The 14869-nt window shown below is 71.6% G+C and carries 10 protein-coding genes and 3 tRNA genes; 11 read left to right on the forward strand and 2 right to left on the reverse strand.

What is annotated here, in order from left to right; genetic code table 11:
• Positions 1-103: 103 nt before the first annotated feature.
• Positions 104-1060: an NAD(P)H-quinone oxidoreductase gene (locus tag ACYC1Z_RS09610; RefSeq protein WP_461409303.1), complete on the reverse strand. Its 957-nt coding sequence runs from the start codon at positions 1058-1060 to the stop codon at positions 104-106.
• A gap of 389 nt (positions 1061-1449) precedes the next feature.
• Entirely contained in the window at positions 1450-1662 is a 213-nt protein-coding gene (locus tag ACYC1Z_RS09615) for an ROK family protein (protein WP_461409312.1), read from the reverse strand.
• Positions 1663-1780: 118 nt separating this feature from the next.
• On the opposite strand from ACYC1Z_RS09615, the gene ACYC1Z_RS09620 reads away from it, so the two are divergent.
• The 11 genes from ACYC1Z_RS09620 (at position 1781) to ACYC1Z_RS09670 (ending at position 14631) form a co-directional block, all read left to right on the forward strand.
• Positions 1781-1865 (forward strand) — tRNA-Ser (locus ACYC1Z_RS09620).
• 80 nt (positions 1866-1945) lie between these two features.
• Positions 1946-2037, forward strand: a tRNA-Ser gene (locus ACYC1Z_RS09625).
• Between the two features lie 167 nt (positions 2038-2204).
• Entirely contained in the window at positions 2205-2486 is a 282-nt protein-coding gene (locus tag ACYC1Z_RS09630) for a DUF6191 domain-containing protein (protein ID WP_461409304.1), read from the forward strand.
• Positions 2477-2549 (forward strand) — tRNA-Arg (locus ACYC1Z_RS09635). The genes ACYC1Z_RS09630 and ACYC1Z_RS09635 overlap by 10 nt, the downstream gene beginning before the upstream one ends.
• Before the next feature lie 285 nt (positions 2550-2834).
• Entirely contained in the window at positions 2835-3956 is a 1122-nt protein-coding gene (locus ACYC1Z_RS09640) for a LacI family DNA-binding transcriptional regulator (RefSeq protein WP_461409305.1), read from the forward strand.
• A 214-nt stretch (positions 3957-4170) separates the two neighbouring features.
• Positions 4171-5427 (forward strand): sugar ABC transporter substrate-binding protein, encoded by a 1257-nt coding sequence (locus ACYC1Z_RS09645; protein ID WP_461409306.1) that lies wholly within the window; start codon positions 4171-4173, stop codon positions 5425-5427.
• Between the two features lies 1 nt (position 5428).
• A complete protein-coding gene (locus ACYC1Z_RS09650) occupies positions 5429-6445 on the forward strand; it encodes a carbohydrate ABC transporter permease (protein ID WP_461409307.1) in 1017 nt (338 codons plus the stop codon).
• Complete coding sequence (locus tag ACYC1Z_RS09655; protein ID WP_461409308.1) at positions 6442-7335, forward strand: carbohydrate ABC transporter permease; 894 nt, start codon at positions 6442-6444, stop codon at positions 7333-7335. The genes ACYC1Z_RS09650 and ACYC1Z_RS09655 overlap by 4 nt, the downstream gene beginning before the upstream one ends.
• The gene (locus tag ACYC1Z_RS09660) at positions 7332-10784 is read left to right on the forward strand and encodes a GH36-type glycosyl hydrolase domain-containing protein (protein WP_461409309.1); all 3453 of its coding nucleotides are present in this window, start codon (positions 7332-7334) and stop codon (positions 10782-10784) included. The genes ACYC1Z_RS09655 and ACYC1Z_RS09660 overlap by 4 nt, the downstream gene beginning before the upstream one ends.
• Positions 10781-13045: a glycoside hydrolase family 3 N-terminal domain-containing protein gene (locus ACYC1Z_RS09665; protein ID WP_461409310.1), complete on the forward strand. Its 2265-nt coding sequence runs from the start codon at positions 10781-10783 to the stop codon at positions 13043-13045. Before ACYC1Z_RS09660 ends, ACYC1Z_RS09665 begins: the two co-directional genes overlap by 4 nt.
• Positions 13046-13092: 47 nt before the next feature.
• The gene (locus tag ACYC1Z_RS09670) at positions 13093-14631 is read left to right on the forward strand and encodes a glucoamylase family protein (protein ID WP_461409311.1); all 1539 of its coding nucleotides are present in this window, start codon (positions 13093-13095) and stop codon (positions 14629-14631) included.
• Positions 14632-14869 lie beyond the last annotated feature (238 nt).

Raw genomic sequence — 14869 nt, forward strand, 5'->3', positions numbered from 1 at the left:
GGGTGGGGGACAGGGCGAGGGCAAGGGTGCCGGGTGCGGGCTGGGACCGACGGCGAGGGCAAGGGTGCCGGGTGCGGGCTGGGACCGACGGCGAGGGTTCCGTTCAGGGCACGAGCAGGATCTTGCCGAAGGCTTCCCCGGCGCCCATCATCCGGTGCGCCTCGGCGGCCTGTGCGAGCGGCAGTCGCGCGTGCACGACGGGTCGCAGCCGGCCGTCGTCGAGCATCGGCCAGGCCCGGGCGCGCACGTCGGCGACGATGGCGGCCTTCTCCGTAGCCGACCGGGCCCGCAGCGTGTTGGCGTGGACGGTCGCGCGGCGGGTCAGCAGTCGGCCGATGTCGAGCTCGCCCTTGCGGCCCTGCTGGGTGCCGATGATGACGAGCCGGCCGCCGGTGGCGAGCATGCGGACGTTCTGCTCGAGCCCGCCGGCCCCGAGGACGTCGATGACGAGGTCCACGCCGCGGCCGCCCGTCGCCTCCTTCACCGCCGCCGCGACGTCCTGGCCACGGTGGTCGATGGCGACGTCGGCGCCGAGCTCGAGGCAGCGGGCGCCGCGCTCCGGCCCGCCAGCGGTGGTCAGGACCCGCGCGCCGACGGCGGCGGCGACCTGGATGGCGATGGTCCCCACCCCGCCGGACCCGCCGTGGACCAGCACGGTCTCCCCGGGGCGCAAGGCCCCGGGGCCGGTCAGGTTCCACCACGCGGTGCACACCGACTCCGGCAGGGCGCCGGCATCCAGGAGGTCGAGGTGCTCGGGCACCGGTAGCAGCTGTCCGACCGGCACGGCCACGAGCTCGGCGTAGCCGCCGCCGGCGAGCAGCGCAGCGACCCGGTCACCCAACTGCCACGTGGTGACCTCGGAGCCGACCTCCTCGACGGTGCCGGAAACCTCCAGGCCCAGGATGTCGCTCGCGCCCGGCGGCGGCGGGTAGTGCCCGGCCGCCTGCAGCAGGTCCGCGCGGTTGACGCCGGCGGCGGCCACGCGAACGAGGACCTCGTCGGGGCCGGGTCGGGGGTCGAGATGGTCGGTGAGCTCGAGGTTCTTGTCGATCGCGCGCATGGGTTCATGGTGCCCGGTGCGTGACTCCCGGCATGCATAACGGCGAGGGTTGTGGTCGATATGTGACGTTTTCCTGGTCGATAGTGGTGTGCGGAGCGGGCAGGGTGGGGCAATCGGGGCCCGGTTGGTAGTGCTCGGCGGCCAGCGGGGGCGGCGACTGGCGGTGCTCGCCGGGCGGTGGGAGTTGAGTGGCTAGCGGTGCTCGGCGGGCGGCGCACTCCGCGTTCATCGTTGCGGGGAATGCTCGTGCTGGGCGGCCATGGCGGCTGCGCCGAGCAGCCGTACCAGCGTCGCCCGGTTGCTGCTCGCCGCCACAGCCCGGCCCTGGGCGCCCGGCCACTCGCTGTGTCGACGCTGCGTGAATGCCCAAAGTGGTTGGCGCTACGGGGTCAACATACGACCGGCATCGACACGCCGGCCGCCCGACTGCTTGCGACCGCCGCGAGGCAGCCGGCGTCGGCGCAACGACACGTGACCTCGAGACTGTGCGGGACGGCGATATGCCCCGGATCCCCGGCGCCGCCCTGGGCGCCGCGGCGCAGCTCGGCTCTTCCCTGCCGATCTCCAAGCGTTGCCGGGCCGTCCGGCTCTTCCCTGCCGATCTCCTAGACTGGCTGGCGCCGCATCGTGCGACATCGTTGCGCCGCGTCTACGCGAAAACTTCGGACTGATAGTCATGTCGAAGTCTTCGCACAACGCGGGGCTAGCGAGGTGCGGCGAGGAAGGTTGACAGAGCGGCCGAATGTGACGGTCTTGAAAACCGTTGTGGGGCAACCCACCAAGGGTTCGAATCCCTTACCTTCCGCCGAGTTCTCGGTGTGACGCACGGCGTGGGTGGGAGTTTTGGTCCGGGCCTGGCAGGCCAGGTAGCCTGTCCGGTGACCGGGAGACGTCGCATAGTCTGGTCTAGTGCGCATCCCTGCTAAGGATGTGACGGGGCAACCCGTCCGTGGGTTCAAATCCCACCGTCTCCGCCAGTCGTAAGGCCCGGAATCGTTGGAGTACCAACGGCTCCGGGCCTTCGCCATTCCCTCGGGGTCAGGGCGGGTTCGTTCGACGGAGCCTCGACGGGTTTCGACGGGGCTCGACGGCCCAGGGAGCCTCGGCGCCGGCATCGGCTCCCTGAGCGCCGTACGCTCGCTTCATGTTCGAGGACGTTCTGTCGATCTTCGAACCAGGGCTGCAGCACCTGGTGAAGGAGCGCGAGCGGCAGCGCCTCGAGGTCGTGCGGCCGGGCGACGGCGCGCCACCCTTCGGCATCGACCTCGACTCGGGGGTGGCCTACCTCGACGTGGAGCCGAGCCCGGCGGCTGCATCGACGTGCCGTGGCCAGGGGGCCGTGACCACCTTCACGACCGGTCTGATTGGATCGAGGGCGTCGGGCGCGATAGCATCGTCCCTGGCTCAAGCGGCCATGCGCCCGTAGCTCAATGGATAGAGCATCTGACTACGGATCAGAAGGTTGGGGGTTCGAGTCCCTTCGGGCGCACAGTTGGTGAAGATCCTTCATGTGAAGGTTTACCCGGCCATGGGTAGGCGGGTCGTCGGCTGGGCATGCTGGCTCAACCGTTGGAAGGCCGCGCCGAACGCATTCGACATCATCTCCGACGGGCGGGTCAACCTGCCGATGAGCCAGGATGCCAGTTTGCACTCGTACCAAGACCCGACAGTCCCCGGTATAGCAGTCGACTGAGCAACGGAGCGCTCTCGCGGGCGGCGTTGTCGTCACCGGCCTGTGATGCGCATAGGGTGGGCTGGTCGAAGGGAAGAAACCGTGCGGAAGCGTCCAACGGTCTACGACGTGGCGCAGGCCGCGGGGGTCTCGATCGCGACGGTCTCGTTCGCGTTCCGTCGGCCCGAGCGGGTGCGTGCAAGCACCCGCGAAAAGGTCCTGGAGGCCGCGCGCGCACTGAGCTACGTGCCCAGCGCCAACGCCCGCGGCCTGGCCCACGGCCGGACCGGGGCGCTCGGCCTTTACTCCTTCGACATGATGACCGAAGCAAGCAAGACCGACGGGATCAATCCCGACAACAAGGACCCCGGGTCGTTCTTCGGGCCGGACCCGTCGGACCTGGCCTTCTCCGATGACGCCGACGCCGAGGACTTCCGGGTCTTCCCGCTCTACGTCGACGAGGTCCAGCGCGGCTTCGAGCTCGAGTGCGCGCGACGCGGCCAGGCGCTCCTGATCGGCAGTGGTCCGGGTGGGGCCGGGGCCGGGGCCTTCGACATCGCGAGCAGGGTCGACGGCCTCGCCGTGTTCCCGGGGGCGCGATCGGAGGACGTCATCGCTCACCTGTCCCTGCGCCTGCCCGTCGTCGCGTTCGCGATGCCGCCGGGCCTCGGAGAGTTGCATCGTGTGCGGGTCGACAACCGGGCGGGTACCGAGGCGCTGACCGAGCACCTCGTGGCGGAGCACGGCATCACCGACATCGCATTCGTCGGCGCGCTGGAGATGACCGACTACGTCGAGCGTTTCGACAGCATGCGGCGAACCCTCGAACGGCTTGGTCTGCCCGCCCCGTCGCAGGTCCTCGACCCGACGGCTCTCGTCGACGACCACCCGTTCTCCGTGGTCAGGGCGCTCGCCGCGGGCGGCCGGCTCCCGCGCGCCCTCATGTGCGCCAGCGACCAGCACGCACTCGCGCTCCTCGAGGTCCTCGCCTCGCTCGGGGTGGACGTCCCCAGCCAGGTCGCGGTGACCGGCTTCGACGGGGTGGTCGCCGGTCGTCTGTGCAGCCCACCGCTGACCACCGTGCGGCAGCCGATGGAGGCGATGGGGCGCCTCGCGGTCGACATCCTCGTCGACTCCCTCTCGACGGGCGAGCGCACGCCCCTGGATCGCACCCTGCCGATCCGGATGATCGTCCGCGGCAGCTGCGGCTGCGCCCCGACCTGACCCCTGCTGCGCCCCGGCCTGACCTGACCCCTGCTGCGCCCCGGCCTGACCCGACCCCCGATGGATGTGCGCGAGGGGTTGCCCCTTCTCGCCCGTGCCCCTAGTGTGCTTGACAACTCCGCTAAAGCGCATAGATGCGCTTGACGGAGACGGCCACTGGTGGTCGTCGGACCCAATCGAGGAGGCCGACCATGAACAGACGAGGAGACCGACCATGAACAGAACCGCACGCCTGAGCGTTGCCGCCACCGCTGTCGCCGTCCTTGCACTCGCCGGCTGCGGACGAAGCGCCCCCGGCACGAACGACACCGTGGCACCAGGCGCGGACATCAGCACAGGTGCCGCCACCGGCACCGTCGAGGTCTGGGCGATGGGCACCGAGGGTGAGAAACTCGGCGACTTCGCTGCGGCCTTCGTCAAGGAGAACCCCGACGTGAAGATCAACGTCACGGCGATCCCCTGGGACGCCGCCCACGACAAGATCGCGACCGCGATCGCCGGCGGTCAGACGCCGGACGTCTCGATGATCGGTACCACCTGGATGGGTGAGTTCGCCGCGACCGGCGCCCTCGACCCCACCCCCGACCTCATCGACAGCTCGCGGTTCTTCGAGGGCGCCTGGGGCAGCACCGACGTGGGGGGCACGCACTTCGGCGTGCCCTGGTATGTCGAGACCCGGGTCCTGTACTACCGCACGGACCTCGTGCCCGAGCCGCCGACCGACTGGGACGGCCTGACCGCCATGGCCAAGGACATGCAGGCCGCCGGCGCCAAATGGGGCATCACCCTCCAGGCCGGTCAGACGGGCGCCTGGCAGACCTTCATGCCGTTCGCCTGGCAGGCCGGCGCGCAGATGACCAACGCCGACGCCACCGAGTTCACGATCGACTCCCCCGAGTTCGTCGCGGCGCTCGCGAAGTACCAGTCCTTCTTCACCGACGGCCTGGCACCCACCGACCTCCCCCAGGGCTCGCTCGAGCCGGACTTCATGGCCGGCACCATCGGCTCCTTCATCTCCGGTCCCTGGCACATCGGCATCCTCGAGGAAACAGACCCGGCCGGGATGGTGAACGTCGGGCTCGCCCCGCTCCCTGCAGGTGCCCAGCAGGCGTCGTTCATCGGTGGTGCCAACCTCGGCGTCTTCAAGGATGCGCAGAACCGCGACGCAGCATGGAAGTTCGTCGATTGGCTGAGCCAGCCCGAGGTGCAGGCCGAGTGGTACAAGACCGTCAACGACCTTCCCTCCGTCACCTCCGCGTGGGACGACCCGACCATCGCCGGCGACAAGTACCTGAACGTGTTCGGCGAACAGCTCAAGACCGCCGTCGCACCGCCCTCGATCCCGACCTGGGAAGAGGTCGCGAGCGTGATCGACACCGACCTCGAGCGGCTGACCAAGTCCGGCGCCGACCCGCAGGAGATCGCCACCTCCATCCAGAAGCAGGCGGCGGCCATCGGTACCGGTCTCTGAGATGTCCACCGACACCTCCGTGCCGCCCGGGGCGACGACCCCGGACCGGACGGAGCCCTCGAGGACCCGCAAGCACGCCCCGCTCTACTGGCGCCACACCCGCGCCGCATGGGGTTTCGCGTTTCCCTTCGTCCTGCTGTTCACCGTCTTCACCGCGGGTCCGGTGCTCATGTCGCTCGCGATGGCGGTCACCGACCTCCGGAGCCGGGACCTGCGCAACCCCCTCGCCGTCGACTTCGTCGGCCTGGACAACTTCATCGCCGTCTTCCAGGACCCGCTGTTCGTCCAGGCCGCCGGGAACACCGCGTACTTCGTCCTGGTGGGCGTGCCCTTGACGCTTGGGCTCTCGCTCGGGATCGCCGTCGTCCTCAACGCGGGCATCACCCGGCTGAAGACGTTCTTCCGGGTCGGCTACTACATGCCCGTCGTGACGAGCATCGTCGCCGTCGCCGTCGTCTGGCGCTTCCTGCTCCACCCCGACACCGGCCTCCTCAACGAGGTGCTCGGCCTCGTCGGCATCGACGGCCCCAACTGGCTCGCCAGCACCACCTGGGCCATGCCGTCGATGATCGCGATGGCGACGTGGCGGTCGATCGGCACGCTGATTATCATCTTCCTGGCGGGCCTTCAGGGTGTGCCGACCTCGCTGCACGAGGCCGCGGCCCTCGACGGCGCGGGCTCCTGGCAGCGCTTCCGGTTCATCACGCTGCCGAACATGCGCCCGACGCTCCTCTTCGGCGCCGTGATCACCGGCGTCGGCTACGTGCAGTTCTTCGAGGAACCCTTCGTCATGACGCAGGGCGGGCCGCTCAACGGGACCCTCTCCGTCGCGTTCCACACGTACAACCAGTTCGGCTTCGGCAACTACGGCTATGCGGCTGCCATGAGCTACGTGCTCTTCCTCGCCGTCGTCGTGCTGACGCTCGGGCAGTTCCGGCTGCTCGGGGAGCGGGACACGAAGCCCAAGCGCCGCCGACGGAAGCCGACACCAGTCGCCAGCAAGGAGGTCGGACGATGAGCACGCGCACCGACCACGGCCACCTGCCCTCAGCACCGACACGCCCGCGCCGGACCAAGGACCGGCACATCGGCGAGGCCCGCCCGAACCCGTTCGCCTATCTGGTCCTCGGGCTCGGCCTGGTCGTCGTCATGAGCCCGTTCATCTGGATGGCGCTCAGCTCGGTCAAGAGCGAGGGCGAGATCCGCCGAGTGCCCGTGACGTGGTGGCCCGAGGCGCCGACGCTCGACAATTTCCGCGAGCTCTTCGCCCGGCTCGACTTCCCGCAGTTCTTCACGAACTCGACCCTCGTGGCGATCGCCGTGACCCTCGGCAACCTCGTGTTCTGCTCGATGCTCGGTTACGTCCTGGCCAAGTTCGAGTTCGCGGGCAAGAAGATGCTCTTCCGGCTCGTGCTGGGCACGCTGATGATCCCCGGGATGGTCACCTTGGTCCCGCTGTTCGTCCTCGTGGCGAACATGGGCCTGGTCAACACCTACGGGGGCCTGATCCTGCCGTTCCTGGCCACCCCGTTCGGGGTGTTCCTCATGCGGCAGTTCTTCCTCGCCATGCCGGACGAGCTCATCGACGCCGCACGCGTCGACGGGGCGAGCGAGGCCAGGATCTTCCTGCAGGTCGTCATGCCACTGGCCAAGCCGGCCCTGGCGACCCTCGCGATCCTCACCTTCCTGGGGTCGTGGAACAACTTCCTGTGGCCGCTGGTCGTGGCCACCACCGAGGACAAGTACACGCTGCCCGTGGCGTTGGCCCTCTACAGCACCGGGCAGAACCAGACTGACTACGGCCTGCTGCTCGCCGGTGCGGTGGTCGTCGTCGTACCCGTCCTCATCCTCTTCCTGCTGCTCCAGCGGTACTTCGTGCAGGGCGTCGCGATGACGGGGATCAAGTGACCGGTCCCGCCGTCGGACCGCCGTGGGTGCTCGTGGCCGACGGCGGCCTGCGCGCCGTCGTCATCGACGGCGGTGCGCCGGTGAGCCTCGGGACGGACCGGCTCGAGCTGGTCCAGCATGCGGCCTCAGCCTTTGAGGCCGGTCTGCTGCAGCTGTGGGTGCGGGACCGCGCGTCGGGCGGGTGCTGGCCGGTCCTCGGGGCGGGGTCCGGCTCCCGGGCCGGCCTCGAGGGCGGGAGGCTCGTCATGAGCGGCGGCGCCGTCGACCACCACGACGGCCTTACCTGGCAGGCGACGCTCACCCTCGTCGGCGACCGACCCGCATGGGCATGGCATGTCGAGGTCGTCAACGAGGGCCCAGCGCCGCGTGACGTCGACCTCGTGCACGGGCACGACGTCGCGCTCGCAGCACCGGACGCCCTGCGGACCAACGAGCTCTACGTCAGCCAGTACCTGGACGTCACACCGCTGCACGGCGACGGGTTCGGCACCGCGCTGGCCGTGCGGCAGAACCTTCCGCAGGCCGGGCTGCACCCCTGGTGCGTGCTGGCCGCCACCTCTCCGGTGGTCGCCTGGGCGACCGACGCGATCGACGTCCACGGACTCGCGGCCCGAGCCGCGCGGCCGGCCCCGGGATTGGCGGGGGACCTCCCTTCGCGACGGCGGCAGCACGAGCACACGATGGTGACCCTGCAGACCGGGCGCGTCCTCCTGGGTCCCGGCGAGCGGATCCGGACCTCGTTCGCGGGCCTGCTGGTCGACGACCACCCGGCCGCGACGTCGGACGCGGACCTGCCTCGCGTGGCCGAGGCACTGGCCTCCGCCCGGGGCGCAGCCCCCTGGTCCCCGGCCGGGTCGCCCCCCGTCCGGCCGCCGGTCGCCGGGCCACGAGGCGTCGCGCCGGCCGGCGCGTACGAGCGCGGACGAGAGCTGGCGGTCCGGCCCCTGACGGAGGACGAGCTGCGCACCCGCTGGCCCGTGCCGTGGCGCGCGGTGGAGCGTGACGACGGCGGCGGCCTCCGCTCGTTCTTCACCGCCGACGACGCGCACGTCGTGCCCATGGCCAAGGAGCTCGCCGTCCTGCGGCCGCACGGCACGATCCTGCGCACCGGCGACCGGGCGTCCCCTGACCCAGCCTCGCTGACCACGACGGCCTGGATGACGGGCTCGCCGCTGTCCTACCTGACCCTCGGGCACGCGTCGAGCGATCCGGTGCTCACGACCGTCCGGGGCTACCTCGGGCTGCACCGCGCCTACGGGGTGCGGGTGTTCATCGAGGTCCGGGGCGCATGGCGGCTGCTCGACCTGCCGTCCGCGTTCGCGATGACCCCGGACTCCGCCCGGTGGGTCTACGCCGCCGCCGGCGGGAGCGAACCGGCCGGGGTCGTCGAGGTCTCGACCGTCGCCCCGCCGCAGGACCACCGCATCGATCTTCGGGTGCGGCTGTCGAGGGGTGCCCCGCGGCGCTTGATGCTGGCCCTCCACCTGGCGACGGACGCCGACCCCCTGCCCGCGGCCGACGCCGCCCGGGTCGAGCGGACCGCGGACGGCATCGTCGTGCGGTCGCTGCGACCCGGTCACGACGACGGTCCGACACTCTCCCTACGGACGGCGAACCCCGTGACCGTCGGGGACGACGGGCTGCTGTTCGACGACGGGCGCTCCCGCAGCGCGACCGTCGTCACCCTGGTCACCACGACGACGTCGGAGTTCGCCGTCGAGCTCCGGCTCGCGTCCGGGAACGAGGACGACGACGCGCCGTCGGACGAGTCGCGGCGTCGCGCTCAGCGGGCGCCGCAGGCCCCGGGAGCAGGAGCCGCCTGGTGGCCGGACGTGACCGCGCTGCGGGTGGCCGACGGGCCCGACGCCGACCTGCTCGCCGTGAGCCTGCCCTGGCTGGTCCGCGACGCCCTCGTGCACTTCCTGGCGCCCCGCGGCCTCGAGCAGTACACCGGCGGCGCCTGGGGCACCCGGGACGTGTCCCAGGGGCCGCTCGAGCTGCTGCTCGCGCTCGACCGCCGACAGGATGCCCGCGACCTCCTACTCACGATCTTCGCAGCGCAGGAGCCCGACGGCGCGTGGCCGCAGGCGTTCGGCTTCCTGCCCGGTCACGAGGACTTCCGAATGGGGCCACCGCACGGCGACGTCCTGCACTGGCCGGTGCTCGCCGTCGGCCGGTACCTCCAGGCGTCCGGTGACGCCTCTCTGCTCGAGGAGCCGGTGGACTGGTACACCCCGGCCGGGGAACCGCCGGAGCCGGCCTCGACCGTCCTGACCCACCTGGAGCGGGCGCTCGACCTGGCCCGCGCGGGCGTGCTGCCCGGCACCCGGCTCGTGGCCTACGGCCACGGCGACTGGAACGACTCGCTGCAGCCCGCCGACCCCGCGATGGCCCGCACGCTGACCAGCGCGTGGACGGTGACCCTGCACCATCAGGCACTGGCCACCCTCGCCGACGGCCTCGGTGTCGTCGGCGGCCACCGGGATCTGGTGGCGGTCCTGCTGGCCGAGGCGGCGGAGGTAGCGGCGGACCTGCACCGGTACCTCGTGGTCGACGGCGAGCTCGCCGGGTACGCACAGCTCGACCCGCCGGACGACCGCGGTGAGGTCGCGGTCCGGCGTCTGCTCGTGCACCCCCGGGACACCGAGACCGGCCTGAGCCACGGGTCCCTGCAGATGATCCACGCGCTCGGCAGCGGCCTGTTCGATCCGACCCAGGCCGCGCACCACGTCGCCCTGGTGCGCGAGCACCTCCTGGGGGTCGACGGCGTGCGCCTGTTCGACCGTCCGCCCGCCTACCACGGCGGCCCGATGCGGCACTTCCAGCGCGCCGAGACCGCCACCTTCGTGGGACGGGAGATCGGGCTGATGTACGTCCACGCCCACCTGCGGTGGTGCGAGGCGATGGCGCACTGGGGTGACGCCGAGGCGTTGTGGCTGGGGATCGCCCAGGTGCTCCCGCCGGCGACGGTCCAGGTGGTCCCCGGGGCCCGACCCCGCCAGGCGAACACCTACGCGTCGAGCTCGGACGCGGTCGTCCTCGACCGGGCGGACTTCGCCCGTCGCTACGCGGACGTCCTCACCGGGCAGACCACTTTCGAAGGCGGCTGGCGGATCTACTCCTCCGGTCCTGGCGTGCTCGTGCGGGTCCTCACGCAGTCCCTGCTCGGCATCCGGCGCCGGGGGTCGACGGTGCTGATCGACCCGGTCCTGCCGGCGCGGCTCGACGGCCTGACGGTCGAGGTGCCCCTGGGCGGCGGCCTGCTCCGGGTGCGCTACCGGGTCGGACCACGTGGGCACGGGCCGACCGACGTGCACCTGGCCGGTCAGGCCATGACGGCCACCCGCATCGAGAACCCCTACCGTCCGGGCGGGCTCGCCGTCGACCTGGCGGATCTGACCGAAGCCCTGCGCCCGGGTGGCCCCGAGCTGGAGGTGCGCCTGTCGTGACCGCGCACCCATGGGCACGGACCGACCGAACGGTGGAGCAACGCGTCGGAGCCCTGCTCGCTGAGATGACCCTCTCGGAGAAGGTCGGGCAGCTCAACCAGGTCGCCAACCCGGACCCGGTCCGCGACGCCGCCGCGCTGGCCGCCGGCGCCATCGGGACCTGCATCATCGCCAGCGGGGAGCAGGCCGGCAACGTCCGGGACGCCGGCACCCGGGCCGCCGACGTCAACGCGCTGCAGCGCGTCGCGGTCGAGACCTCGCGCCTCGGCGTCCCGCTCGTGGTGGCGCGGGACGTGATCCACGGGCACCGGACGGTCTTCCCCATCCCGCTCGGGCAGGCCGCCTCCTTCGACCAGGACCTGGTCCGCCAGTGCGCCCGCGCAGCAGCGCGGGAGGCCAGTGCGGACGGGGTGCGCTGGACCTTCGCGCCCATGGTCGACGTCGCGCAGGACCCCCGGTGGGGCCGCGTCGCTGAGAGCTGGGGTGAGGACGTCTGGCTCTCAGCCCACCTGGGCGCAGCCGCCGTCGAGGGCTTCCAGGGCGGTCCCGGCGGGGGGCGGCTCGCCGATGCGGATGCGCTCGCGGCCTGCGCGAAGCACTACGTCGGCTACGGCCTGGTCCAGGGCGGACGTGACTATGCCGAGGTCGACGTCGGTCCCGTCACCCTGCACAACCGCCACCTGCAGCCGTTCGCGGCGGCCGTCGAGGCGGGAGTCGCGACGGTGATGACGGCCTTCCACACCCTCGACGGCACGCCGATGACCGCGCACGCGGGCCTCGTGCGCGAGCACCTCAAGGCCGGCCTCGGCTTCGCCGGAGTCGTCGTCAGCGACTGGGACGCCGTCGGGGAACTCGTCCCGCACGGCGTGGCGGAGAACACCCGGCAGGCTGCCGCCCTGGCGCTCCGAGCCGGGGTCGACATCGACATGATCACCGGCGCGTACGCGACCCACCTTGCCGGCCTCGTCCGGGACGGCACGGTCCCGCTCGACCTGGTCGACGACGCCGTCGCGCGGGTCCTGGCGGTCAAGTTCCGGCTCGGCCTCTTCGATGACCCCTACACCGACACCCGTCGGGCGGCGGCCGTCCAGCTCAGCGCCGGGCACCGGGCGCTGGCCCGCCGGGCTGCGGCAGCCGCCACCGTCCTGCTGCGCAACGACGGTGTGCTGCCGTTGACGGTCGGCCCGGGCGGCGCCCGCCGCCTGCACGTGACCGGGCCCTTCGCGACGGCACGGGCCGAGCTCTTCGGTACCTGGACCCTCGACGGCCGCCCGGAGGACGCCGTCACGATCGCCGACGCCGCGCGGGAGCGCTGGGCCGACGACGAGACGACGGTGACCGTCGACGACGGGCGATTCCTCGACGAGACGCTTGTCGCGGCCCGGGCCGCCGACGTCGTCGTCGCCTGCGTCGGCGAGCACCCGATGCGCAGCGGCGAGGCGAACTCGGTCACCTCGATCGACCTCCCTCCCGGACAGGCCGAGGCGCTCGAGGCGCTCGCCCGGGTCACCCGCCGCCTCGTCGTGGTCGTCCTGACCGGCCGGCCCCTCGCCCTCGAACGCCTCGACCACCTCGGCGCCGCGCTCGTCCTGGTCTTCCACCCCGGGGTCGAAGGGGGGCACGGCATCGTCGATGTCCTGAGCGGGGACGCACCGGCCCGGGGCAGGCTCCCGGTCACCTTGCCCCGTTCGACCGGACAGGTCCCCCTCCGCCACGACCACCTCCCCACGGGGCGCCCCCTCGACCCGGACGGCACGGTCGGTCGCTACCGCGACCATCGGGACACGCCCCGGCACCCCTTCGGCTCCGGGGCGGGGTACTCCGAGGTCGTCTACGGCCAGGTCGCCCTCTCCGCGCCGACGCTTCGGCCCGGCGGAACGGTCCGAGCCGAGGCTGGCGTGACGAACACCGGGACGCGAAGGGTGGTCGAGACGGTCCAGCTGTACCTGCGTGACCCGGTCGCCCGGATCTCCCGCCCGGTCAGCGAGCTGGCCGGTGTCCAGATCGTCGAGCTCGCGCCCGGGCAGGCCGCTGACGTCGCCTTCGACATCGACGCCCAGATGCTCACCTTCCGCGACGCACACGGCGAGGTGTGCCTGGAGCCCGGCACGTTCACGGTCCGGATCGCCCCGCACGCCGGCGGCGGCACCACGGCCTCCGGCGAGCTGCTCGATCCGGAGGGGTGCGCGCACCTCGCGCGCGCCGGTGCCGGTTCCGCGGCCCCCGACGAGCTGCTCGATCCGGAGGTGGTGCGCACCTGAACCCAGACAGCGGACCGGCCGACGATCTTCGATGAAGGGACAATACCGTGAGACGACACCCGCACTTCCGCCTGACGGCTCTTGCCGTCGCGGCACTGGCAACCACCGGCCTGGTGGCTCAGTCGGCCTCTGCGGCCACCGGGGCGACCGGGTCCGACCGGGCGACCCTCCAGGAGTACGCCACAGACACGTGGGCCTCGTTCGAGGCCATGGTCGACCCTGCAACGGGCCTGCCCGCCGACAACATCACCGGCGACCTGGACCCGGCGAGCCGCAGCGGCTACACATCACCCACCAACATCGGCGCCTACCTGTGGAGCACCGTCGTGGCCCGCGACCTGGGCATCATCACCCGTTCCGACGCTCGCGACCGCATGACGACGACCCTCGAGACAGTCGCCGGCATGGAACGTCACGAGTACTCGGGCATGTTCTACAACTGGTACGACGAGGCCACGGCGACCAAGCTCACCACCTGGCCCGCGGACGGGAGCACCGTCCACCCGTTCCTGTCCAGCGTCGACAACGCCTGGTTGGCCACCGCCCTGGTCCTGGTGAGCAACGCCGAGCCGCGCCTCCGTGCGGAGGCCGAGGCCATCACCGCGACCATGGACTTCGGCTTCTACTACGACCCGCAGGTCCGCCAGCTCCGCGGCGGGTTCTGGGACGAGCCTCCTGCTGATCCGGCGGCCGTGCTCGGCAACTACCGTGACCGCGGGCCCGACGTCTGGTACACCGGCCACCACTACGGCACCCTCAACACCGAGCCGCGGATGGCCAGCTACCTCGGCATCGCCTGGGGACAGATCCCACCGGAGCACTACTTCGCCATGTTCCGGACCTTCCCCGACACGTGTGACTGGAGCTGGCCCGAGCAGAAGCCCGTCGGTCAGTGGACGGAGTACCTGGGCGTGCCCGTGTTCGAGGGTGCGTACCGCTACCGCGGCATGCAGCTCGTGCCGACCTGGGGCGGCAGCATGTTCGAAGCACTGATGGCCGATCTCTTCGTGCCGGAGGCGGAGTGGGGCCCGCGCAGCTGGGGCATCAACCACCCGCTCACGGTCCGGGCACAGATCGAGCACGGCATGATCGAGGCCGGCTACGGCTACTGGGGCTTCTCCCCGGCGAGCAACCCGGACGGCGGCTACCGCGAGTACGGCGTCGACCCGATCGGGATGGAGCCCAACGGCTACACGTCCGACCAGGAGCGCACGTTGGTCGAGTCGGGCTGGGACGACCCGGCCTGCTTCCGGGCACCGGTCGAGCCGGCCACCTACGGTGACGGCGTCGTCACCCCGCACGCGTCCTTCCTCGCCCTGCCGTACGCGCACGACGAGGCGCTTGCGAACCTGGCCAAGATGCGCACCGAGCTCGGCGCGTATGGCCCGGGTGGGTTCTACGACTCGGTCGCGGTCCGCAGCGGCACGGTCGCCGAACGTTACCTGTCTCTCGACCAGGGCATGGTCATGGCGGCGATCGGCAACGAGCTGCGCCATGACGCGGTCCAGCGGTACGTCGTGCGCGGGCCGATCCGGCAGGGCATCAAGCCCTTGCTGGGTATCGAGGAGTTCAACACCGTCGGGTGACCTCCGTCGCCGGCGGTTCAGTTGGACGGGAATGCCGGGCCGCGGCCTCCGGGGCCCGGCGTCCCCGTCCGTGCGACGTTGCAGCACATCCGGGACGAGGCGACCGGCCTCGTGACCGACGTGGGGGAGGAGCTGCAGTCGGGGTCCCGACGCGCATTCCGCCCGGACGGACCATAGATCGCGGAGCGCGGCCCCATGCATGGCGTCATCGCCTGCAACCTCGTCCGCAAGCTCGTCC

Source organism: Georgenia sp. (assembly GCF_054605595.1).

What these genes read in the sequence shown, in the direction of transcription:
- ACYC1Z_RS09655 (WP_461409308.1), top strand. Translation starts at nt 6,442, where the DNA reads ATGAGCACGCGCACCGACCACGGCCACCTGCCCTCAGCACCGACACGC.
- ACYC1Z_RS09610 (WP_461409303.1), bottom strand. Translation starts at nt 1,060, where the DNA reads ATGCGCGCGATCGACAAGAACCTCGAGCTCACCGACCATCTCGACCCC.
- ACYC1Z_RS09645 (WP_461409306.1), top strand. Translation starts at nt 4,171, where the DNA reads ATGAACAGAACCGCACGCCTGAGCGTTGCCGCCACCGCTGTCGCCGTC.
- ACYC1Z_RS09630 (WP_461409304.1), top strand. Translation starts at nt 2,205, where the DNA reads ATGTTCGAGGACGTTCTGTCGATCTTCGAACCAGGGCTGCAGCACCTG.
- ACYC1Z_RS09650 (WP_461409307.1), top strand. Translation starts at nt 5,429, where the DNA reads ATGTCCACCGACACCTCCGTGCCGCCCGGGGCGACGACCCCGGACCGG.